The 23,638-nt window shown below is 46.2% G+C and carries 22 protein-coding genes; 16 read left to right on the top strand and 6 right to left on the bottom strand.

Annotated features, from left to right (window positions below):
• Positions 1–316: 316 nt before the first annotated feature.
• Together AC0VXX_RS11775 and AC0VXX_RS11770 are read right to left on the bottom strand one after the other, a co-directional pair.
• Positions 317–706 (bottom strand): DUF3301 domain-containing protein, encoded by a 390-nt coding sequence (locus tag AC0VXX_RS11775; RefSeq protein ID WP_475514392.1) that lies wholly within the window; start codon positions 704–706, stop codon positions 317–319.
• Entirely contained in the window at positions 703–1,716 is a 1,014-nt protein-coding gene (locus AC0VXX_RS11770) for a DUF3549 family protein (RefSeq protein ID WP_475514391.1), read from the bottom strand. The genes AC0VXX_RS11775 and AC0VXX_RS11770 overlap by 4 nt, the downstream gene beginning before the upstream one ends.
• A 149-nt stretch (positions 1,717–1,865) precedes the next feature.
• Between AC0VXX_RS11770 and AC0VXX_RS11765 the strand changes: the two genes are divergently transcribed.
• The 5 genes from AC0VXX_RS11765 to purU all read left to right on the top strand — a co-directional run bounded on the left by AC0VXX_RS11765 (position 1,866) and on the right by purU (position 6,489).
• On the top strand, positions 1,866–2,186 hold the full coding sequence (locus tag AC0VXX_RS11765) for a YqcC family protein (protein WP_475514390.1): 321 nt from the start codon (positions 1,866–1,868) through the stop codon (positions 2,184–2,186).
• Positions 2,187–2,208: 22 nt separating this feature from the next.
• Positions 2,209–3,006, top strand: coding sequence for a tRNA pseudouridine(65) synthase TruC (gene truC, locus AC0VXX_RS11760; protein WP_475517010.1), 798 nt, complete (start codon positions 2,209–2,211; stop codon positions 3,004–3,006).
• Between the two features lie 685 nt (positions 3,007–3,691).
• Positions 3,692–4,153 carry a flavodoxin gene (locus AC0VXX_RS11755; RefSeq protein WP_475514389.1) on the top strand — a complete coding sequence of 154 codons (462 nt, stop codon included), beginning with the start codon at positions 3,692–3,694 and terminating at the stop codon, positions 4,151–4,153.
• Positions 4,150–5,583: a PTS transporter subunit EIIC gene (locus AC0VXX_RS11750; protein ID WP_475514388.1), complete on the top strand. Its 1,434-nt coding sequence runs from the start codon at positions 4,150–4,152 to the stop codon at positions 5,581–5,583. The genes AC0VXX_RS11755 and AC0VXX_RS11750 overlap by 4 nt, the downstream gene beginning before the upstream one ends.
• Before the next feature lie 72 nt (positions 5,584–5,655).
• Positions 5,656–6,489, top strand: a complete 834-nt coding sequence (gene purU, locus AC0VXX_RS11745; protein WP_475517009.1) for a formyltetrahydrofolate deformylase — start codon at positions 5,656–5,658, stop codon at positions 6,487–6,489.
• A 254-nt stretch (positions 6,490–6,743) separates the two neighbouring features.
• Here purU and AC0VXX_RS11740 read toward each other — a convergent pair whose 3' ends face one another.
• From AC0VXX_RS11740 to map, 4 genes are all read right to left on the bottom strand, one after another.
• Positions 6,744–7,088, bottom strand: coding sequence for a DUF3718 domain-containing protein (locus AC0VXX_RS11740; protein ID WP_475514387.1), 345 nt, complete (start codon positions 7,086–7,088; stop codon positions 6,744–6,746).
• Positions 7,089–7,372: 284 nt separating this feature from the next.
• Positions 7,373–8,197 (bottom strand): 2,3,4,5-tetrahydropyridine-2,6-dicarboxylate N-succinyltransferase, encoded by an 825-nt coding sequence (gene dapD / locus AC0VXX_RS11735; RefSeq protein WP_475514386.1) that lies wholly within the window; start codon positions 8,195–8,197, stop codon positions 7,373–7,375.
• A gap of 46 nt (positions 8,198–8,243) precedes the next feature.
• Positions 8,244–10,814 (bottom strand): bifunctional uridylyltransferase/uridylyl-removing protein GlnD, encoded by a 2,571-nt coding sequence (gene glnD, locus AC0VXX_RS11730; RefSeq protein WP_475514385.1) that lies wholly within the window; start codon positions 10,812–10,814, stop codon positions 8,244–8,246.
• 105 nt (positions 10,815–10,919) lie between these two features.
• The gene (map, locus tag AC0VXX_RS11725) at positions 10,920–11,717 is read right to left on the bottom strand and encodes a type I methionyl aminopeptidase (protein ID WP_475514384.1); all 798 of its coding nucleotides are present in this window, start codon (positions 11,715–11,717) and stop codon (positions 10,920–10,922) included.
• 290 nt (positions 11,718–12,007) lie between these two features.
• Between map and rpsB the strand changes: the two genes are divergently transcribed.
• The 11 genes from rpsB (at position 12,008) to lpxD (ending at position 23,614) form a co-directional block, all read left to right on the top strand.
• Entirely contained in the window at positions 12,008–12,736 is a 729-nt protein-coding gene (gene rpsB, locus AC0VXX_RS11720) for a 30S ribosomal protein S2 (protein ID WP_110458609.1), read from the top strand.
• Between the two features lie 119 nt (positions 12,737–12,855).
• On the top strand, positions 12,856–13,704 hold the full coding sequence (tsf, locus tag AC0VXX_RS11715) for a translation elongation factor Ts (protein WP_475514383.1): 849 nt from the start codon (positions 12,856–12,858) through the stop codon (positions 13,702–13,704).
• Between the two features lie 133 nt (positions 13,705–13,837).
• Positions 13,838–14,584 (top strand): UMP kinase, encoded by a 747-nt coding sequence (pyrH, locus tag AC0VXX_RS11710; protein WP_475514382.1) that lies wholly within the window; start codon positions 13,838–13,840, stop codon positions 14,582–14,584.
• Between the two features lie 48 nt (positions 14,585–14,632).
• The gene (gene frr / locus AC0VXX_RS11705; RefSeq protein WP_110458612.1) at positions 14,633–15,190 is read left to right on the top strand and encodes a ribosome recycling factor; all 558 of its coding nucleotides are present in this window, start codon (positions 14,633–14,635) and stop codon (positions 15,188–15,190) included.
• 81 nt (positions 15,191–15,271) lie between these two features.
• Entirely contained in the window at positions 15,272–16,066 is a 795-nt protein-coding gene (locus tag AC0VXX_RS11700; protein WP_475514381.1) for an isoprenyl transferase, read from the top strand.
• Between the two features lie 19 nt (positions 16,067–16,085).
• Positions 16,086–16,943 carry a phosphatidate cytidylyltransferase gene (locus AC0VXX_RS11695; protein WP_475514380.1) on the top strand — a complete coding sequence of 286 codons (858 nt, stop codon included), beginning with the start codon at positions 16,086–16,088 and terminating at the stop codon, positions 16,941–16,943.
• Between the two features lie 2 nt (positions 16,944–16,945).
• Positions 16,946–18,139, top strand: a complete 1,194-nt coding sequence (gene ispC, locus AC0VXX_RS11690) for a 1-deoxy-D-xylulose-5-phosphate reductoisomerase (RefSeq protein WP_475514379.1) — start codon at positions 16,946–16,948, stop codon at positions 18,137–18,139.
• A 12-nt stretch (positions 18,140–18,151) separates the two neighbouring features.
• A complete protein-coding gene (gene rseP, locus AC0VXX_RS11685) occupies positions 18,152–19,513 on the top strand; it encodes a sigma E protease regulator RseP (protein WP_475514378.1) in 1,362 nt (453 codons plus the stop codon).
• Positions 19,514–19,544: 31 nt separating this feature from the next.
• Positions 19,545–22,028 carry an outer membrane protein assembly factor BamA gene (gene bamA / locus AC0VXX_RS11680; RefSeq protein ID WP_475514377.1) on the top strand — a complete coding sequence of 828 codons (2,484 nt, stop codon included), beginning with the start codon at positions 19,545–19,547 and terminating at the stop codon, positions 22,026–22,028.
• A gap of 68 nt (positions 22,029–22,096) precedes the next feature.
• Positions 22,097–22,591, top strand: coding sequence for an OmpH/Skp family outer membrane protein (locus AC0VXX_RS11675; protein ID WP_475517008.1), 495 nt, complete (start codon positions 22,097–22,099; stop codon positions 22,589–22,591).
• A 6-nt stretch (positions 22,592–22,597) separates the two neighbouring features.
• Positions 22,598–23,614: a UDP-3-O-(3-hydroxymyristoyl)glucosamine N-acyltransferase gene (gene lpxD / locus AC0VXX_RS11670; RefSeq protein ID WP_475514376.1), complete on the top strand. Its 1,017-nt coding sequence runs from the start codon at positions 22,598–22,600 to the stop codon at positions 23,612–23,614.
• Positions 23,615–23,638 lie beyond the last annotated feature (24 nt).

Genomic DNA, 23,638 nt, shown 5'->3' with positions numbered 1-23,638 from the left:
TAGACACGGAGTGTGTAGCAAGGAAGCACAAGGACGACAAAGGACATGCTTAAGGAGTAAGCAAACTTGGTAAAAGGATGACCAAGTAAAGGGACAGTACGTCAAGTACACGGACGAAAGGGATACAGGGAAGAGGCAAGGAGCAATTCGAACCCATGGATGGTGCAGGGAGCACAGGCATAGCAGGATAGCTTAGCGAAAGACACAAGGCGCGACTCTTTATTGAGCCGCGCTTTTTTTTGGAGACTTTCACATATCGCCTGGATTGAGTTCAGCTTCACATTATCTTTTTTGAGCCTGTTTTATAGGCTTAGTGCTATTTACAGCCATTGGGTTTACAGCCGCCACGACTACCGCAACCGCCGCCAATAGAGCCGCTGGCTTGTGGTGCATCTAACCATTCGGGTTCAGGAAATATTGGCCACTGAATTTTTTGGATCTTTTTTCCATGCATCCAGATAGTTGCTTGATATTGATTGAGGCCGTCGGTACTAAAATCCAATAGAAACTTAGCTTTCCATGTGAGACCACTATTACCGCCTATGCTGGGGCGAGCCGATTCCATGGCGATAGCCAAAAACTGCACTCGTTGTTTTTTGCATTCGCTATTGGCAAACAAACGGCTTACTTCAGCCATCTGTCTTAATTGCCAGAAAAAGGCGGCAATGATCACGAGCGCCGCAATCAATAAAAAGTCTGTCATCATGCTTTCGTTACCTTAAATAATCCACCAATTGCGGCAGACAATGCAGTGCTGCGATTAGGATTACGGAGTTCCATTAATAGCTCGGCTCTAATCGCTGGAATAGCTACGATATCAGCAAAAATTTGGTTAAAGAAGTGTTGATCTTGTTTTGCAAGGGCTTCGAGATAAAGAGTGCGGGTCTGATCATCTTTTAGGGCCATCCAATTGCGAGCGGCAATGGTAATTAGTGTCTCTTTATCTAAACGGTCGTGCTGAGCAAAGTAGTGAATGGCTTTTTGAGAATATTTAGCTTGGGAGGCTAAAGCGCGCATAAAGTAGAGTTTATGTTCAGCCTTTACGCTATAGAGTTTCTCCAGTAAGCGCTCTGCAAATTCGGCAGAAAGGGTTAAATGTTCTAATTGCTGACATATAGCGATTTGTACCTCTATGGCACCGTGCTCTAAAGCGTTTTCAATCTGAGCTTGGTGATCGAGTTCATCGGCGTGAACACAAATATCGGCAATCCCTTGCAAACCCACATCTTGCCAGCGGCTGGTATCCGCTTGGCCGGAGAGGTATTGATAGGCAAATTCATATTGCGCAGAAGCCACTTGGCCGAGCTGCTTTCTCACTAGAGCATTAAACAGCGCCAGCTTTTCGGCGCTAGGCTTAAAGGCGAAAGGGTGATTGGCCAGTCTATTTTGTTGCTCTTCAGATATGGGCTGGGTGGGATCGCTGCCCAACGCCTCAAGCACCATACGAATAAATTGGGTTCTTGGCGCAGGAGAGAGCAAGCCTCGCTCATCAAGAGGGAGTTTTAAAAACCAGATGTAATACTGTTTTGATGCGTCCCAAAAAACCAATGCAAATTGAGCATGGCCTTGAATAGGTGAAGGGTAAGGCGTTGCTAGCTGCTCAATTTGGGAAAATGCTAACTTATCGATATGTTGTACCCGGCGGCCTAGATCATAGATTTCGAATTGAGAGTTGGCCGTGGTTAAAAATTGGGTGAGAGTGGTGATTTCAGTCATGAGTTAGAATGCCGTTACATGTGAGGACTAGATTTCAATGGCCGTTATTATAGGGAGAACTCTACCGAGATGGTATAATTTGGCGCAAAATAGCCAAGATATCCGTCACTAGAGACAAGATCCATAGTCAATGATGCTAGGAAATTACAATGTTGTACCGGTTTACCCAAAAGCAATTAGCTCTCATTACGCAGGAACTAAAAGCGCAGGCGTTATGGGCTGATGAGCCACCGTCAGCGCAGGCCATGGCCGATCCTACGCCGTTTGCTTGTGAGTCAATGCCATTTGAGCATTGGCTGCAATTTATTTTTATTCCCAAGATGAATGAGCTTGTGGCCCAGCGAGCTCCTTTGCCAACTAATATTGCGTTAGCACCGATGGCTGAATACGTATGGCAGCACCGCATTGAGCTGCGAACGTTAATTAGCATTATTAATCAATTAGATGAGTGTTTAAGTGAACCAAGATAATCCAATAGTCGATCCGCAAGCGATGCCCTGTGATGAAACCTGTAGTGCCGCAGACTCAGCGCCAGAGATAGTTATTCTTTATGAGGATGAAGATCTGGTCGTGATCCATAAGCCAGCCGGTTTATTGGTGCATCGCAGTTACCTTGCTCGCCGAGAGCGTTTTTTTGCGATGCAGATGACGCGTGACAAAGTCGGCTGCCATGTGTTTCCTGTACACCGCTTAGACAGGCCAACATCGGGTGTATTGCTGTTTGCTAAAAGCAGTGAAATGGCCAATATGTTATGTCAGCAATTCGCCTCTAAAGCGGTTGAAAAGCACTATTTAGCCATAGTGCGCGGAAATATGTTGCATGGTGATACCTTGGATTATCCGCTAAAACAGGAGTTTGATGAATTGGGCGATAAAGATGTCGACACTAATAAGGCGGCTCAAGAAGCGCAAACCAGTTACCAGCCACTGCTAAACTGTGAAATTCCTTATGCTTCAGGACGTTACCCTACCAGTCGCTATGCTTTGGTGCAGTTAACGCCTCATACCGGGCGTAAGCACCAACTTCGTAGGCACATGGCACATCTGCGTCATCCTATTGTGGGTGATACGACTCATGGTGATGGTAAGCAGAATCGCTTTTTTAGGGATCACTTTGGTATCAATCGTCTGTGGTTAATTGCTAAAAAATTAAGCTTCACTCATCCAAGAACGGGTGAGCCTATGAGTGTCGAAACCGAGTTAGAACCTGAGTGGTTGACCTTGTTTGACGCCTTTGGTTGGAATGATGAGTTGTTGTCTGATAAGCCAAGCTTACTCATCGCTCGCTGATTCATTTTGGTGAAATACCGCTAATTTATCCCAGTCACATTCAATAAGTGATCAGCAAATACGCTATCTATATATTGATGAGGAAAATGCGCTTGTAATAAGGTGTTAATTGAAGTAGTGAGCTGTTTATATTATAAAATTGACAATAAAACTCCAGTACATTTTTATCACCAAAGGGGCCAGATCATTAATGTGATTGGTATTACGCAAATGCTCCGCTGCATCACCATATAACGCCTTATGCCACCTTGAGTAACAACAAGTGCTGGTTCGTAAGGCGTTTTTCAATCGTATTGTCTCTCAAGCGTCAGCTGACCCACAGTCGCGATTGTCGTGACTAAATTGAGCAAGTAAGGTTTATCTTTACCATTAGAGTATGGCTGATGGTCAGTTGACTATTTACTCTCTTGTTTATCTTTGTCCTCGGCAGCTTGGCAGATTAATAACTGCGTTTCATAGCTAATATCCAGTACGCAGGAATGAGGTGGAGCGAGGGAGTGGATGGTTCTGAAATAACACATGCGTCTAATATGAGCGCTTCGCTGAACATGCTTTAGATGTTTTTTTCGGCTAGAGTGTCGCATCTAATTGATCCTTGAAACTCAATAACCTAGTGTAGCTATCAAGCTTTCAATAAAGTATGTTTGAATTATATGTAAATTCTGTGCCGAGGGCTAAAGAAAAAATGAAAAAAGTTAATCTAGTTTTTGGAACTGTTTATGGCAACGCCCAGTTCGTGGCCGAAACCTTACAAGCACAACTTGTCGAGGCCCAATGGCCTGTGACGCTTAGCGCCCCTGAAACCTTGACGGGATTTGTGCCGCCAGAAGATGAGTTGCTACTCATCGTTACATCGACTACAGGACAGGGGGATATTCCTGATGAGCTTAACGTCTGGTTTGAGACGCTCAGAGAGGTAGCGCCTTATCTACCTAAGTTAGCTTACGGGGTCATAGCCTTGGGTGACTCAAGTTACGAGACTTTCTGCCATGCAGGAATTAAGTTTGATGAGTTATTAACTGAATTAGGTGCTACTAGGATCGGTGAGCTACTTAAGCTTGATGCTTGTGAAACCATGGAACCAGAGGTTGAAGCCAAAGCCTGGTTGAGTCAATGGTTACTTACCTCACCGTGTAATGTCGATTGAAACAACTTCGCCATCAGTGGTTTAAATTAGCCCAGCAACTGAGCCAATCATTGTTACTCCCGATTGCTATTTTACCTGCAGCGGGGTTGATGGTTGGCTTGGCCATTAACCCCATTCCATTTATTTCGCCTAATAGTGCCATCGTGATGTTAGCCATAGGTGAGTTGATTTTCGCTATGATGCCGATGTTGTTTGCGGTGACCATCGCGATAGGATTTTGTCGTGATCAAGGGATTGCCGCCTTTACAGCGGTGTTTGGCTATGGGGTGTTTTTTGCCAGTTTATCGGCGTGGGTCGATATATATCAACTTGAGGCGCAGACCATTTTAGGGTCGCAAACATTCGATACCGGTATCGCAGGTGGCATTGTTGTTGGCGCATTGACGTGTATCGCGGTTAGGTTTAGCGAGCGACTGCGACTGCCTGCAGTACTCTCTTTTTTTGAAGGTCATCGTAGTGCCCCCTTGTTAATGTTACCTATTGCGATGGGGTTGGCCTATGGCGCCCTTTTGCTATGGCCGCCACTATCTCACTGGATTGAGGGCGTCTCAGATTGGGCCGTGTATCAAGATCCCATATTAGCCTTTGCTATCTACGGCAGTGTTGAGCGGCTATTAATCCCGTTTGGATTACACCATATTTGGAATGCGCCGTTTTATCTTGAAATGGGGCAATATGTGACACAAAGCGAGGTGGTTAGGGGCGAAGTGGCACGTTATTTAGCGGGCGATCCTAAAGCGGGGCATCTGGCTGGAGGCTATCTGATTAAAATGTGGGGGTTACCTGCTGCAGCGCTGGCTATTTGGCGCTGCGCGGATAAGAGTGAGCGTAATCGCGTCGCAGGGATCATGCTCTCCGCTGCGGGGGCTAGCTGGTTAACGGGGGTGACTGAAGCGGTCGAATTTGCCTTTATGCTTGTCGCGCCGTTATTGTTTTTATTACATGCTTTGATGACCGGACTTGCCTATGCGGTGGCCATAGCTTTAGACATTCACCACAGTGTGGTGTTTTCCCATGGACTGGTTGATTTTACCTTACTGTTTGGGTTGTCACGTAATACAGACTGGTTTTGGATATTAGGCCCGCTGACGGCAGTGATCTATTATCTGGTGTTTCGTATTTCGATTATGACCTTTAATTTGAAAACCCCTGGGCGAGTCGACGGGCAAGCGGCGCAGCGTCTTGGGATTATTGCCATGATCTCGGCCTTAGGTGGTAAAGATAACATCAGTGAATTGAGTGCTTGCTTAACTCGACTGCGGATCGGTGTGAAGCAGGCTGCACTTGTTGATAAACAACGCCTATCACAACTTGGCGCTAAGGGTGTGGTGATGGTAGGAAGTGGTGTGCAACTGGTTTACGGTACTAAAGCAGAGAGTATTCGCCGCCTGTTACAGCAGTATTTAGATCGGCGAAAACCGTCATCATAACGACTAGGTTATCGGGCTAGTTAGTAAAAAAATGTCATTATCGGCTTAGAACTAGGTTAGTGGAGAAAAATGATGCAACGTAAAATATTGATCACCGACTGCGCCGATGCGCCTGGCTTAATCACTAAAATTACCGGTGTCTGTTATGCCCACGGCTTAAATATCGTCAAGAACAGCGAGTTTGTTGATAATGCTCAGGGACGATTTTTTATGCGCACTGAGGTTGAAGGCTGCGAGGATGAGCAAGGGTTACTGTTTGATGTCGGTAAAGTGTTACCGCCCCAGCGCCATTTAAAATTGGTAACCAAAAGCACCAAACGGATTGTCGTGATGGTAACCAAAGAGGCTCATTGCCTTGGCGACTTGCTTATGAAAGCGTATTACGGTGCTTTGGATGTTGAAATTTCAGCTATTATTGGTAATTACGACATACTCAAGCCGTTAGCTGAAAAATTTAATATCCCTTTTTACCATGTTTCTCATGAAGGGGTGGCCCGTGAAGAACATGAGCAAACCATGTTGGATATTATCGCCCAATATCAACCCGATTACTTGGTATTAGCCAAATATATGCGGGTGTTAACACCTGATTTTGTTGAGCAACACCCCAATCGCATCATCAATATTCACCACTCCTTTTTACCCGCTTTTGTGGGCGCTGCGCCCTACCGACAAGCGTGGGAACGTGGGGTGAAAATCATTGGAGCCACTGCGCATTTTGTCAATAACTGTTTAGATGAAGGGCCGATCATTAAGCAAGATGTGATCCCAGTGGATCATAGTTTTAGCGCCGATGATCTGGCTCAATGTGGTCGTGATGTTGAGAAAAGCGTGTTGAGTAAAGCGTTGCAATTAGTACTGCAAGAAAGCGTGATTGTTTATGGCAATAAGACGGTAGTGTTTTGATAGTATTACTCTCGCTCCGCTGCAATTGAATGACATCAACAGTGATGATGGTATCAATATCATTTGGATCACTTGTTTTATCATTTGGGCCACTTGTTGACCCGTCGCTGGTCGACGAGGTCAACTAAGCTCCAGTCTCAACTCTTTCACTTCGAATGGCTAACCTATTGGCTATGTAGCTTCAGCTTTCGTCACTGGTTTGTTGATTGCTGATAATCTCGCTAGGTTAGCGCTCCATGGTTAATGATGAGACGTTAATAGTTAACGGCAAGCATCTGTACATCCTCATAATGCATAGCAATATCTGTAATGGTCACATTCCCTTTGGTGTAGCGTAATATCTGCTGTGCGGTACGCTCGGCTCCTTGGGACTGTGCGAACTGGTAAAAGCTCTGCTGATTACAGACGAGCCTTGGGAAAATACGCTGTTTATTAATGCGGTATTCCTGCATGGTGCCATTGAACTTAACTACATTGTTGCTGGCGCCTGCTTTGCATACGGCAATTAAGGCGTTTTCCATCTGCACTGTCATGGTGGCCTGGGTTGAGAAAGCCAGCGGCGCTAAGGCAATGACAGCGATTGAGAGTAACTTTTTCATGTTGAACTCCTAGCATCTTTTATGGCGGTTAAAGTTGAGTTAAGTCGTTTTTAGCGCCAAAAGCTGTGAGTAAATTGTCTGAAAATGTATCTGAATGTGAAGCATGTATCGAATGGTATCTGCAGGTAAATAAATGTGTCTTTGTGGCTGCTAATAGGTCAGATAATAGGCCCAAAGATTAAGGGGATTAGAATAGGGCGATGAGTATAAGGCTATGCTTGTGCTCAGGGCATAAAAAAGCCAGCTGATAGCGCAGCTGGCGTTAATATTAGGTGCAACGGGGATTAATCAACGATACGCAGTAGTTCATTAATGCCCACTTTGCCACGGGTTTTTGCATCGACTTTCTTGACTATGATTGCCGCATAGAGGCTGTAAGTGCCACATTTTGACGGTAAGTTACCCGACACAACCACAGAGCCGGCAGGAACACGGCCATAATGCACTTCGCCAGTTTCCCGGTCAAAAATACGTGTGCTTTGGCCAATGTAGACACCCATAGAGATAACCGAGCCTTCTTCAACTATCACGCCTTCAACAATTTCAGAGCGCGCGCCGATAAAACAGTTATCTTCGATAATGGTTGGGCCAGCTTGCAGCGGCTCAAGCACACCGCCAATGCCAACGCCGCCAGACAGGTGTACGTTTTTACCAATTTGTGCACATGAGCCCACAGTGGCCCAGGTGTCGACCATAGTGCCTTCGTCGACGTAAGCGCCCAAGTTGACATATGATGGCATCAATACGGTATTTTTACCGATATAAGAGCCTTTACGTACGGCGGCAGGAGGCACCACGCGAATGGCTTCGGTTTTAAAACGTGCTTCGTCATAGTCGGCAAATTTCATTGGCACTTTGTCAAAGTACTTAGTCTCTGCACCGTCAATTACTTGGTTGTCGAAAATACGGAAAGAGAGTAAAACGGCTTTCTTCAACCATTGGTGCACATGCCACTGACCATCAATTTTTTCGGCGACGCGCGCCTCGCCTTTATCAAGCATACTGATGACTTTTTCTACGTCGGCCCGCACGCTGGCATCGACCGTGGTAGGGGTAATTTCTGCGCGAGCTTCAAAAGCTGCCTCAATACGTTGGCGTAAAGCCTCCATTAACGTCTCCCGATTATCATTAAAGATGATTGCTGAATAAAAGTATTTAGTTACTTGGCTCGGCGAGCGCTTCGATTAATGCGGCGCTGAGCTCCTCTTGTTGAACTGGGTCTAACTGTTTGCCATCGGCTGTTTGCAACATAAAAAAGTCTTCTGCGCGTTCACCAATCGTGGTGATCTTGGCCGCCAGCAGCGTGACTTGGCAACGGTAAAAAATATCACCGACTTTAGCCAATAAGCCGGGGCTATCTAGTGCAATAAGCTCCATCATAGTGGTGCCTTGCTTGCGCGCGGGTAAAAAACTCACTTGAGTCGGTACCCTAAAGGGCTTCATCTTGCGCGGCAATTTTTTAAACTTGGGTAGTTTGGCAGTATCGCTGCTTAAGGCTCTCACCAAGGCTTTTCTTAAGCTCTGAATCCTAGATAACTGCGAAACTGGGCTGCCATCTTGCTCTAAAATGACGAAAGAATCCAGTGCATATCCGTCTTTTGAGTTCATGATATTAGCATCATGCACATTGATGTTTTTATTGTCGAGTACCGCCATAACGGTGGCAAATAATCTCGGTTTGTCTGGGGTATAGACAAATAATTCTGTACCACCACGGGTGGTGTGTTTGGAGATGAGCACCAAGGCTTCATCATGCTTATGTTTAAGGATAGCCTCGGCATGCCAAGCCACTTGATTGGGCTGATGACGTAGAAAGTAATCGGCTTTAAAGCGTAGCCATAATTGGTCGAGGCTTTTTTCTTTAATGCCGCGTCTGAGTAGCTCTTTTTTCGCTTTGGCTTGGTGCTCGCGAACCCGAGCTCGAATATCAACCGGCTTCTCTTTACCGCGTGCTAGCACCCGCTGCGTTGAAAAGTAAAGGTCGCGCAGTAATGAGCCTTTCCAGCTGTTCCAGGTTTTTTCGTTAGTGGCACAAATATCAGCCACCGTCAGGCAATAGAGATAGCTTAAATGCACAGCATCACGCACTTTATCGGCAAATTCAGCGACCACATCAGGGTCGGAAATGTCTCGGCGCTGGGCCGTTACCGACATGATAAGGTGGTTCTCTACCAGCCAGCTAACCAGTCTGCCATCATGTTTATTTAAGCCGTGTAGATCGCAAAATGCTTGGGCATCGACAGCGCCCAACTTGCTGTGATCGCCGCCGCGGCCTTTACCAATATCGTGAAAAATGGCTGCTAATACCAGTAAACCTTTTTTAGGTAGCTGATTAATCAGCACTGAACCGAGTGGAAATTCCTCTTTTTGCTCGGGTTGAGAAAACCGCTCGATATTTAAGATTAATCTATGGGTATGTTCATCGACCGTATAAGCATGGAACAGGTCAAACTGCATTTGCCCTTCAATGCTGCGCCAAGCAGGCAAATAGGCGGACATGATCCCGTGGCTGTGCATCAAGGAGAGGGCCGCTATACCGCGTGGATGACGTAAAATTTCAAGAAATATCGCGCGGCACGCCTCATGATGCATTAACGGTTGGGTTTGTGCCCGCCGTGCCCGGCGAAGTCGGCGCAAGGTCGGCGCATAAATCGCCTTAATATTGGAGTTACGTGCGACTTGTAAAAAGAGCCCCATGATCTCGGCGGGATCGTCAAATACATTGGGCTTAAGGCATTCGATAAAACTACTGCGGCGTTGGTAGTTTTCATCGATAGGGAAGATCTCAAGCGCCTTAGTGTGACCTAAGGTTGCCCGTTTAAACAGTTGCAACAGCATTTGGTTGAGCTCCATCACACGGCGCACCGTGCGATAGTAGCGTTTCATCATCTGTTCTACCGCAAGCTGGGTTTCATCTTTATAGCCAAGCAGTGTGGCGACTTGACGCTGCAGATCAAACAACAAGCGGTTTTCGTCACGGCCCGAGATAAGGTGAAGTGCAAATCTCAACTGCCACAGGTATTCTTGGCATTCGAGAAGCTCATCTAACTCCTCTTTTTCTAAAAAGCCGTGGGCGACTAAGTCTTCGGTGCAGCTGGCATTAAAGTAACGCATTGCTACCCAGGTAATCGTTTGAATGTCGCGTAAACCGCCGGGGCATGACTTAATGTTGGGTTCGAGATCGAAGGCACTGGCCTTAGCATGCCTGAGCATCTGTTCATCGCGCTTGGCGACAAAAAAGTTGCTGGGTGGCCAGAAGTCCGCTTCTCTTACGCGGTGATATAACTCATCAAATAAGTACTGTGGACCACATAACTGCCGTGCTTCGAGCAAGTTGGTGGCAATAGTAATATCATTACGCCCTTGATTAATGGTGTCATCGACGCTGCGTACGCTGTGGCCGACTTCTAAGCCTGCGTCCCATAAAAAAGCGATATATTGTCCCAATTGGTGTTCACCTTCTTGAGATAATTTACCGTCAATCAAAAACAGCAGATCCACGTCTGAATGGGGATGCAGTTCGCCGCGGCCATAACCGCCCACCGCGATCAGTGCCACAGGGTGTTGGTCGAGTTGTTGACATTGCCATTGTTTACACAGTAACGCATCGACGGCGCGGCAGCGTTGCTTAACTAGCAAGGTGACCGATTCGCCGGCGTTAAATCGCTCTAATAGTTGCTCGTTTTGCAGTTTTAAGGCTGATTTGGCGCTCAGTGCGTTATTCATTGATATCCTTAGGGGAAAAAGCAGCGAGCATTGCTGACTCGCTGCCTGATATTATCGCAATTTAGGTCTCCACTTTACGCAATTCTTAAACAAAAAGTACAGTAATTAGTGATTGATTATGCGCGGAAAGTCTTCCTCTGAGCGCAGTGTTAATACTTCAACACCTTTGTCAGTCACTAATAGGGTATGTTCCCATTGGGCCGAGTTTTTACCATCAGAGGTCGTCACGGTCCAGTTGTCGTCTTTGTCTAACACGCTAGTGTGACGACCCGCATTGATCATCGGCTCGATGGTAAAACACATGCCGGGACGCAGTACGGTCTTGTCATTGTTTTTGTAATGCATGACTTGAGGTTCTTCGTGAAAACCAGCGCCGATACCATGGCCGCAATAATCGGTCACGATACTGTATTTTTCGAGACCCGTTTTCTTACCCTTAATGTATTTCTCAATGATGGTACCAATTTCACCTAGCTTCATACCTGGACGCACCTTTTTAATGGCTTCATACAGGCTTTCTTGGGCGACGCGGCACAGACGTTTATCTTTGGCGCTGACATCACCAATCAGAAACATTTTTGAGGTGTCACCATGGTAGCCATCTTTAATCACGGTAATGTCGATATTAAGGATATCGCCATCTTTTAAGGCTCTGTCACTGGGAATACCGTGACAAATCACCTCATTAATAGAGGTACAAATAGATTTTGGGAAACCGTGATAGTTAAGTGGCGCTGAAATTGCACCTTGCTCTTCAGTATATTTAGCACAGATATCGTTAAGCTCATTCGTGGTGACGCCCGCCTTAACGTAAGGGGCAATCATCTCTAGAACATCGGCGGCTAATTTGCCCGCAGCGCGCATTTTTTCGATCTCTTCGGCTGTTTTAATCACTATACTCATTAGGCTTTCTCTTGTTTCTCGGTAGTCTTATTTTTGGCGCGCCAGCTATGCTAAAAATTTGTGTTTTCGCTGATTTCATGGTATAAAGCGCGCCGTTACGTTTGACTCTTGATTACTTGTCATCTGACCAGGTCTTCTGACGTTTGGTTAAGAGCGAATCTGGCGGCCATTATACATGGCAATTACTAAATACTAAATCACACACGTATCGACACGTTCTCCGGGGTGCCTATAAAAGGTCGGAGATATGGGATGCGTGGAGGTCTAACCCCCAATTTTAAGGTAATAAAATGACTACAGTTTCAATGCGCGACATGCTTCAAGCCGGTGTTCACTTCGGTCACCAAACTCGTTACTGGAACCCAAAGATGAAGCCATTCATCTTCGGCGCTCGTAATGGTGTTCACATCATTAACCTAGAGCACACTGTGCCTATGTTCAATGAAGCATTAGCGTTCATCAGCAACGTAGCATCTAAGAAAGGGAAAGTTCTTTTCGTAGGTACTAAGCGCGCTGCAAGCGAAGCTATCAAAGAAGCAGCAATTTCTTGTGATCAGTACTATGTTGATAACCGCTGGTTAGGTGGTATGTTGACTAACTGGAAAACAGTTCGTCAATCAATCAAGCGTCTAAAAGATCTAGAAAGCCAGTCAATCGATGGCACTTTCGACAAGCTAACTAAGAAAGAGGCGCTAATGCGTACTCGCGAGCTTGAGAAACTAGAAAAGTCTCTTGGTGGTATCAAGAACATGGGCGGTTTACCTGACGTTATCTTCGTTATCGGTGCTGACCATGAGCACATCGCGATTAAAGAAGCTAACAACCTAGGTATCCCAGTTGTTGCTGTTGTAGATACTAACTCTTCTCCAGACGGCATCACCTACATCGTTCCTGGTAACGATGATGCTATGCGTTCTATCCGTCTGTACACTGAGTCAGTTGCTGCAGCTGCTAAAGCTGGTCGCGGTCAAGACCTAGCGGTTCAAGCTGAACAAGACGGTTTCGTAGAAGCTGAATAATAAGGCGAGATGAATTTCATCGCCCTTATTAACCAAGATACATGATTGGTGAACAGGGGCCCCTAAGGCCCCTGTTTTATATCATTTGATTTGTAGATTTACCTATAGAGGATTTAACAATGGCAATTACTGCTGCCCAAGTTAAAGAACTACGTGAGCGCACTGGCGCTGGCATGATGGATTGTAAAAAAGCGCTAACTGAAACCAATGGTGACATTGAGCTAGCGATTGAAAACATGCGTAAGAGCGGTGCTGCTAAGGCTGCTAAGAAAGCGGGTAACATCGCTGCTGAAGGTACTATCCTTATCAAGCAAGGCGAAGGTTTCACTGCACTTTTAGAAGTTAACTGTCAAACTGACTTCGTTGCAAAAGACGGTAACTTCCTAGCATTCGCTAACGCAGTACTTGACGTTGCAGCTGCATCTAAAGTAACTGTTGAAGACCTAAAAGCACAGTTCGAAGAAACGCGTGTTGCACTAGTTGCTAAAATCGGTGAAAACATCAACGTACGTCGCGTTGAGTACATCGATGGTACTAACACTGCTTCATACCGTCACGGCGAGCGTATCGGTGTTGTTGTCACTGGTGATGCAGACGAAGAAACGCTTAAGCACATCGCAATGCACGTAGCGGCTTCTAAGCCTGAGTACGTTCACCCTGAAGACGTTCCAGCTGATGTGGTTGAGAAAGAAAGAGCCGTTCAAATCGAAATCGCGATGAATGAAGGCAAGCCTCAAGAGATCGCTGAGAAGATGGTTGCGGGTCGTATGAAGAAGTTCACCGGTGAAGTTTCTCTTACTGGTCAAGCTTTCATCATGGAACCAAAGAAAACAGTTGGTGAAATTCTTAAAGAGAAAGGCGCTACTGTTACAAACTTCATTCGTTTAGAAGTTGGTGAAGGTATCGCGAAGAAAGAAGAAGATTTTGCTGCTGAAGTAGCTGCACAAATCGCTGCTTCAAAGGCGTAATCGCCGCTTTTTAGATACCCTAAAAACCGCAGCAATCGCTGCGGTTTTATTATGCCAATTAGATTGTCACAGCCTGCATTTTTTTCGATATAATTGGTAACATACCCACCAGCATTTATCAGGACAAATAACTATGAGCACAAACCCCAAACCCGCTTTTCGACGTATTCTTCTTAAATTGAGTGGCGAAGCCCTGATGGGCGAAGAAGGCTTTGGTATCGACCCTAAAGTACTCGATCGTATGGCACAAGAGGTCAAGGAGTTGGTTGAGCTTGGTATTCAAGTTGGTGTTGTGATCGGTGGTGGTAACCTGTTCCGTGGTGAAGGACTGGCTAAAGCCGGTATGAACCGTGTCGTTGGTGACCACATGGGCATGTTGGCCACTGTAATGAACGGCTTGGCAATGCGTGATGCATTGCACCGTGCTTATGTAAACGCACGCTTGATGTCAGCGATACCGCTTAAAGGTGTGTGTGACGATTATAACTGGGCTGAAGCGATTAGCTTGCTTAAATCGGGTCGAGTAGTGATTTTTGCGGCCGGTACGGGTAATCCATTTTGCACCACAGACTCTGCGGCGTGTTTACGCGGTATTGAGATTGAAGCCGAAGTGGTGCTTAAGGGCACCAAAGTCGATGGCGTCTATTCTGACGACCCAGTGAAGAATCCTGAAGCCGTTAAATATGACGAAATGGGCTACGATGAAGTACTCGACAAAGAATTAAAAGTGATGGATCTTGCTGCATTCACACTGGCAAGAGATCACGACATGCCTATTTTAGTGTTCAATATGAATAAGCCTGGTGCGCTGCGCCGTGTTATTATGGGTGACCATGAAGGCACCATGATCAAAAGTAGCCGCGTAAAATCAGCCGAATAAATACGATTTATACTAACGTAAATTTAGTAAGCAAAAAGGATATTAAACGTGATTAATGAAATCAAAGAAGATGCGAAACTACGCATGGGTAAATGTGTTGAAGCGACTAAAGCACAAATGGCTAAAGTGCGTACAGGTCGTGCACACCCAAGCCTACTTGATTCTATCAAGGTACCTTATTACGGTTCACTAACGCCACTAAAGCAAGTGGGTAACGTATCGATTGAAGATTCAAGAACCCTAGCGGTCAGCGTTTTTGACTCAACTATGATAGCAGCGGTAGAGAAGGCGATCATGAGCTCAGATTTGGGGCTTAACCCTATGTCTGCCGGTACCACTATCCGCATTCCGTTGCCAGCTTTGACTGAAGAGCGTCGTAAAGATCTGATTAAAGTGGTTCGTGCTGAAGCTGAAAACGGTCGTATTGCGGTACGTAACGTGCGTCGTGATGCAAACTCAGATGTGAAAGCATTAGAGAAAGAAAAAGAATGTACCGAAGATGATGTACGTCGCAGCGAAGATGAAATTCAGAAGTTTACCGATGCGCACATTAAAATGATCGATGAAATTTTGGCGGCAAAAGAAGCAGAGTTGATGGAAGTCTAATCTGCTGCCTTAGTCACTAGAGTTAACACGCCGTGTAGGGGTATACTACACGGCGTTTGCTATTTTTAAGGGTTGTAATAGATGTCAATCGAATCTCAATCTGGCTCAGAGTTAGCTGATGAAACACTCGCTGAGCTGATTAAGCTGTCTATACCTAAGCACGTTGCTATTATCATGGATGGCAATGGGCGTTGGGCGCAAGCTCAAGGTAAGCCGCGGGTGATTGGGCATAAAGCAGGGGTAAAAGCGGTCCGTCGAGCGGTGAGTACCGCGCGTGAAATGGGGGTCGGTTCATTGACCTTATTTGCGTTTTCCAGTGAGAATTGGCGCCGACCTGACAAAGAAGTTAGCTTGCTAATGGAGCTATTTTTTACCGTGTTGCAGCGGGAGTTAAAGCGGCTACATAACAATGGTGTACGCCTCAATATCATTGGTGATACCAGTCGTTTTTCAGCGCGCTTGCAAAAGCAAATTGCCTCGGCAATGGCGCAAACTGCGGATAATGACGGTTTAATCTTGAACGTCGCCGCTAACTATGGCGGTCGCTGGGACATCATGCAAGCGGCACAAACCTTAGCCCAAAAGGTTGAATCTGGCGAAATGAACAGCAGTCAGTTCACCGAAGAGGCGTTAAGTCAGCATTTATGCATGCAAAATCAGCCGGAAGTTGATTTAATGATCCGTACGGGCGGGGATTTTCGCATCAGTAATTTTATACTCTGGCAGGCAGCTTATGCAGAGTTAGTCTTTACTGAGGTGCTTTGGCCCGACTTTGACGAGCAAGCCTTTAAAGAAGCCGTCGCAGTATTTGCTTCACGTCAGCGCCGTTTTGGATTAACGGGAACGCAAATTGAGACGCTACAGGCTGAGCAATAAATTATAAGAGGGAAAGTTTTTGCTAAAGCATAGAATAATAACAGCAGTATGGTTAATCCCATTAGTGATGGGTGCCATATTCTTTTTCCCTGTGGAGTATTTTTCATGGGCACTGGTGGCAGTGTTTTTAATCGCTGCTAAAGAGTGGGGCCGAATTATCGATAAGCGCTGTAACATCACCCAGTGGAGTTTCACGCTGACTATCGGTATTTTATTGGTAGCGCTTAATCTGTTTGTGCCTAGTGATGAGGTGTGGTTTAAAGGCCATTTACACCCCATCTTTCTGGCGATATTGGTGATTGGTGCATTTTGGTGGGCCATCTCTTTACTCTTCATATTGTCATACCCTAAAAGTTCGACCCTGTGGGCTAAGAGCCACATGTTTAAGTCGATGTTTGGCCAGTTAACATTAATCCCCTGTTTTACTGCATTAGTTGCGCTTAAGGCATTAAGTTCACAGGCTGATCCCTATTATGGCGGGACCTTGGTTTTCTTGGTGATGTTGACCGTTTGGGCAACCGATTCTGGCGCTTACTTTGCGGGTAAAACCTTAGGTAAACATAAATTAATGCCTAATGTCAGCCCTGCTAAAACCGTGGAAGGCCTCATTGGTGGCTTGCTGACCACTATGATTGTTGTCGCAGTTGTGATGTTGCTGTCACCCGAACAAGAATTAGGCTTGGTGATTGTGGTCACCTTGTTTGTTGCCTTAGTGTCTGCAGTGGGCGATCTGTCTGAAAGTATGTTTAAGCGTGTCGCGGATATCAAAGACTCAGGTACTATCTTGCCAGGCCACGGTGGTGTGCTCGACAGAATCGATAGTCTCACCGCTGCGCTGCCAGTATTCACACTCATTTATATCGCATTTTGGATGTAACCATGCAAAAAATGGTGATTCTTGGGGCCACGGGCTCAATTGGTGCTAGCACGCTCAGTGTTATTGAGCGTAATCCGGCTGATTATGAGGTTTACGCCCTAGTGGCAAATCGTAGCGTCGACAAGATGCTAGCGTTATGCATCACCCATGAGCCTTGCGTGGCGCACATGGTCGATGCCGATGCTGCAAAAGCCTTAGCCGAAAAACTGCCCGCGTCACTGCGCACCCGAGTTTCCAGCGGTGAAGATGAACTGCTCGACTTAGTTGCCGCAAGTGAGGTGGATACCGTGATGGCGGCGATTGTTGGCGCTGCAGGGTTACCCTCAACCTTAGCTGCAGTTAAAGCGGGTAAACGAGTGTTGCTGGCCAATAAAGAATCATTGGTGATGTCGGGGCGTTTATTTATCGATCAGATGCAAGTTTCTGGCGCACAAGTGCTGCCTGTGGACAGCGAGCATAATGCGATTTTTCAATGTTTACCCTTTGAGGTGCAGCAGCAAATCGGTGTATGCCAACTAACCGACGCTGGCATTTCTCATATTTTGCTAACGGGCTCGGGTGGTCCTTTTCTTAGTACTGACCTTGCCACTTTGCAGCACATGACGCCAGATCAAGCTTGTAAACATCCCAACTGGTCGATGGGACGTAAAATCTCTGTCGATTCGGCTAGCATGATGAATAAAGGGTTGGAATATATTGAGGCTCGTTGGTTGTTTAATGCCAGTAAAGAGCAGCTTAAAGTCGTGGTACATCCTCAAAGTGTCATTCACTCTATGGTGCAATATAAAGATGGCTCGGTACTGGCGCAGATGGGCAATCCCGATATGCGCACGCCTATTGCACATTGTATGGCCTATCCACAAAGAATTTCAGCCGGAGTTGAACCTTTAGATTTTTTCAAAGTCGGACAGTTAAGCTTTCTTGAACCCGATTTTAACCGATTCCCTTGCTTAGCATTAGCCATTGATGCCTGTGAGCAAGGCCAAGAAGCTACTACTGTGCTCAATGCTGCCAATGAGATATCGGTCGATGCGTTTCTGGCGGGCACCATTCGGTTTACCGATATTGCTCATATCAACGAATTTTGCTTAACCAAGGTGGCCAAGCAAAATTTAAACACGATTGAAGATATTTTGGCGCTAGATAATCAAACTCGCCGAGTGGCTGCTGAACATGTTAAACGTGTGCAGCAGTAAAGAAGGAGCTCAATGCTAGATTTTTTATGGAACCTAGGTTCCTTTATCATTGCTTTAGGCATATTAATCACGGCCCACGAATATGGCCACTTTTGGGTTGCACGTCGCTGTGGCGTCAAAGTGGAACGCTTCTCCATCGGTTTTGGTAAAGCGATTTGGCGTAAAGTCGGCGCCGATGGCACTGAGTATGTGGTCGCGATGATCCCCCTTGGTGGTTACGTGAAGATGCTTGATGAGCGTGTAGACGATGTGCCAGATGCATTAAAATCTCAAGCCTTCAATCGTAAGTCCGTCTGGCAGCGCATTGCCATTGTCGGCGCAGGCCCTATGGCCAACTTCATCTTCGCTATTTTTGCGTTGTACATCATGTACCTCATTGGAGTGCCGTCATTAAAACCAGTTATTGAAACCACCCAGCCTAATACGCCTGCCGCTATCATTGAGGTTAAACAGCCGCAGCAAGTGATTGCCGTTGGCGACCAAGCCGTCCGCAACTGGGAGGAGGTGACCTATGCCTTAGTTGGGCATATTGGCGATGATAATATCGACATAACCCTAGCCCCACTATCAGGTGTTATGGGCCAAGAGCGTACTTATCGCCTCGACACTCGTCAGTGGCAATTTGACCCAGAAAAACAATCACCTATCACCTCGCTGGGGTTAGGCATTTATCAACCAGACGTGAGTCCAACCTTGGCATTTGTTAGCGAAGACGGTGCCGCTTATGCTGCAGGGCTGCGGGTCGGTGATACCTTGGTTGCTATCGATGGGCAGCGCTATAGTGACTGGGATGGATTTGTTGAACAAATAAAAGCGGCAGCGGGTAAGACTGTCAACATGACTGTGCTACGCGATGGTAAGCAGCTTAAGCTTGCGGTGACGCCCAAATCTCGCTCTGGCGAGAATGGCCAAATAGAGGGGGTGATCGGTGTTGCGCCCACTCAAGCACCTTGGCCAGATAATATGCGTTTGCAGTTAGAATACGGTTTAGGCGAATCTTTTGTGGTTGCTGCCGATAAAACGTGGCAACTTGTGTCAGTCAGCATTAAGATGATTGGCAAATTATTTACTGGCGATGTGTCGGTGAAAAACCTAAGCGGGCCTATTTCAATCGCACAAGGTGCGGGGAGTAGTGCTAATTATGGCTTAGTTTACTTTTTAGGATTCCTAGCATTAATCAGCGTCAATTTAGGCATTATTAACTTATTGCCTTTACCAGTGCTAGATGGTGGGCATCTATTATATTACTTCATCGAAGTGATCACAGGCAGGCCTGTACCAGAGAAGGTACAGGAAATTGGATTCAGATTTGGGGCAGCTATGCTGCTAATGTTGATGAGTATCGCCCTTTTCAACGATTTTTCCCGACTCTGAGCAAGGACACACACATAATTAGAAGTGCTCTATGAGATTGAATAAAATTTTTGCCTCGATGTTATTAGTCGGTGCGTCTTTATCAGGGAACGGTTGGGCCGAAACATTCCAGCCTTTTGAAGTTACAGACATCCAAGTACAAGGTTTACAACGTGTTGCATTAGGTGCAGCACTCCTCAACATCCCCATTAAGGTGGGCGATACCGTTGATGAAACGCGTCTGCAGCAAGCGATTAAAAGCTTGTACGCGTCAACCAACTTCGAACATATCGAAGTCAGTCGCGATGGCAATGTCCTTGTGGTGACGGTCAAAGAGCGCCCGACAATTAGCGCCGTGACCTTCGAAGGCAACAAAGACATTAAAGATGAGCAGCTGCAAGAGAGTCTCGATGGCAGCGACGTTAAAGTCGGTGAGTCATTAGACCGCACCATGCTCAGCGGGATTGAAAAAAGCCTGCAAGACTTTTATTACGGCGTGGGTAAGTACGGCGCAAAAGTCGAAGCACAGGTGATCAACTTACCGCGTAACCGTGTCGAACTTAAGTTTAAGTTTACCGAAGGCTTAGCCGCTGAAATTCGCCAGATAAACGTAGTGGGTAACACTGTGTTTAGTGACGCCGAACTGATCGGCATGCTGGAATTAAAAGATTATGTGGCCTGGTGGGACTTATTTGGTGAGCGTCGCTACCAAAAGCAGAAGTTGCAAGCCGACCTTGAAACCATCAAAACCTTCTACCATAACCGTGGTTATATTCGCTTTGATGTGACCTCGACTCAGGTTGCGATGACCCCAGATCGCAAAGGGCTGTACATCACGATTAACGTCGATGAAGGTGAACAGTACAAAGTGAAAGAGGTCAATCTCACTGGTGACCTTATGGGCCGCGAAGAGGTGATGCAAGCCATTTTGCCGATCAAAGTGGGTGATACCTACAATGGCGGCGATGTGACCTTTACCGAAGAGATGTATGGTAAATATCTTGGTCGTTTTGGTTATGCTTATCCTGAAGTAAAAACCTACCCTGAAATTAATGATGACACCAAAGAGGTGACTCTCAATGTCAATATTAAGCCGGGCAAACGGGTTTATGTGCGTAACATTAACTTCACTGGTAACCAAGTTACTAAAGATGAAGTACTGCGTCGTGAATTACGCCAGATGGAAGGGGCATGGCTAAATGCCGCGCAAGTAGAACAATCTAAAGCGCGCCTTAATCGTCTAGGTTATTTCGAAACTGTTGATACTCAAACGGTTCAAGTACCTGGCACCGATGATTTGGTTGATGTCGCCTTTAATGTTAAAGAGCAACCTTCTGGCTCATTTAACGCCGGTGTAGGTTATGGTACTGAATCAGGTATCAGCTTGCAGTTTGGTGTACAGCAAAGCAATTTCTTGGGTACCGGTAATCAGGCAGGAATTAACTTAAATACTAACAAGTATTCGAAGAACATTAATTTTTCTTATACCGATCCCTATTTTACCAAAGACGGCGTGAGCTTAGGCGGCAGTGTTTTCTGGAATGAGTTTGATGCGCAAGAGGCCAACCTTGAGCGTTATAAAAACAGTTCTTACGGTGTGGCGTTGAATTCGGGTTTTCCGATCAACGAATATAACCGTATTAACGGTGGCATTGGCTATCGTCATAACGAAATTTCAGAGATTTCAGCGTATGAACAGGCACTGCGCTTCTACAATATCTATCGTGACCAAGATGACCCAAATGCTGACCTAGCATTTGATAACTTCGAATTAAATCTTGGCTGGTATCGCAGTACGTTAAACCGCGGTACCTTCCCAACAGACGGTTCGTCACAGCGCTTAAGCGGCAAGATGACGGTTCCAGGGTCGGATCTGCAATACTTTAAAACTGACTTTGACACCAGCTTCTACTGGCCCTTTGACCGTAGCCATAGCTTCGTACTATTGACTAAGGCGCGTGTAGGCTACGGCAATGGTTATGGTCAGTTTGGTGATAACGATCAGATTTTACCGTTCTGGGAAAATTACTACTCGGGTGGTAGTAGTTCACTACGTGGCTTTAAGTCCAATTCTGTTGGCCCTCGTTCATTCTACTTGTATCGTGGTAGTGAGCCGTGTTCACCAGATCCATCGGGTGATGGTTGTACCTTGCCTGGCGATCCAAATCGCATCGAAGTAAGCCAAGGTCGCTCTATCGGTGGTAATGCTATCGCGACCGCCAGTATTGAGCTGATTGTGCCGACGCCATTCTTGGACGAAGCCTATACTAACTCTGTGCGTACCAGCTTCTTTGTCGATGCGGGTAATGTCTGGGATACTGAATTTGATTATGATTCATATCGCGGCTTGCCAGCTGAAGAGTTTGCCGAGCTGGCAGATTACTCAGATCCTTCTCGCATTCGTGCGTCAGCGGGTATGAGTGTTCAGTGGTTGTCGCCAATGGGGCCAATGGTATTTAGCCTTGCGTGGCCAATCACAGAGTATGAAGATGATGAAACAGAGATTTTCTCGTTCAACATTGGTAAAACTTTCTAAGTTAGAACTAATTTAAATAAAAATAATCGGCAAGTTTTGCTGACAACAAGGAGTTTATTTTGAATAAGATGTTTAATCGCGCAATGATGGTTTTGGTTCTGTTAGGTGCACCTATTGCTGCACAAGCAGAGAAAATTGCAGTGGTAGATATGCAAGCGGTATTTGAGCAGTTACCCCAGCGCGAAGCCGTGAGTAAAACACTCAAAACTGAATTTGGCGACCGTGTGGCTAACGTGCAAAAGATGCAAGACGAGCTACGTGGCATGCTTGAGAAGCAACAGCGTGATGCCGCGCTGATGAGCGAAAGCCAAAAAACCGATATGTTGCGTAAGATGGAATCACTCAAAGCTGAGCTGCAATTAAAAGGCAAAGCTTTAGATGAAGATATGCGTCGTCGTAACGGTGAAGAGCAAAATAAACTGTTAGTTGAAGTGCAAAAAGCGATCACCGCTATTGCTGAAAAAGAACAATACGACCTAGTGCTGCAGCGTGGTGCTGCTATCTATGTTAAGCCCACTTCAGATATCAGCAGTAAAGTTGTTGAAGCGTTGAGCAAAGGCTAACGATTAATGAAAAGCTATACATTAAAAGAGATCGCTGTTTACTTAAATGCTGCGGTACAAGGTGACGACACGGTTGAAATTAACCGGGTTGCCACCCTCGAAAAAGCGCAAAAGGGTGAGATCTCTTTTTTAGCCAACTCAAAATACCAGCATCAGCTCGCGGGTACATCGGCGTCTGCGGTATTGTTGTCGCCCAAAATGGCGGCTGAGTTTAACGGCAACGCTATTGTACTTAATGATCCTTATGTGGGATTTGCAAGAGTGGCGCAGTTACTCGACTCGACGCCTAAAGCCGCTGAAGCTATTCATCCCAGTGCAGTGATTGATGCCAGTGCCACTATAGGCGAAGGCGTTGCTATTGGCGCTAATGCGGTTATCGGCCCCAATGTAATTTTGGGGCAGCAGGTACAGATTGGCGCAGGATGTGTTATTGGGCAAGATGTTATCATCGGCTCCAATACCATCTTGTGGGCCAATGTGACTGTGTACCACAATGTTCACCTTGGTCAAGACTGTATTGTGCATTCGGGGACAGTACTGGGATCAGACGGGTTTGGCTATGCCAATGAACGTGGGCAGTGGATCCGCATTCCGCAAACGGGAGGCGTGCGCATTGGCGATCGGGTTGAAATTGGTGCTTGTACCAGTATTGACCGTGGGGCATTGGATCATACCGTTATCCATGACGGGGTGATCATCGATAACCAAGTGCAAATTGCCCATAATGTGGTTATCGGTGAAAACAGTGCCCTTGCCGGTGGTTCAACTTTTGCCGGTAGTGTCACCATAGGTAAATATTGTATCATTGGCGGCTGTAGTGCCGTGGCAGGGCATTTATCTATTGCAGATGGTACCCATGTCTCAGGTGGCACAAACGTTACGAGTGTTATCAGGGAGCCTGGTGTATACTCCTCGGCTACTGTAGCGATGGAAAATAAGGTGTGGCGTCGAAATACCGTGAGGTTTAGACAGCTAGATGAATTATTCCAGCGCGTTAAAAAGTTAGAAAAAACGTTAAAATAGAAGATTAAGTGCCCCTTGGCAGCT

This window comes from Shewanella sp. QJM3NY_23, assembly GCF_056173105.1.
Note: the sequence above shows the minus strand (reverse complement) of the source record. Positions and strands in the feature narration are given on the sequence as shown.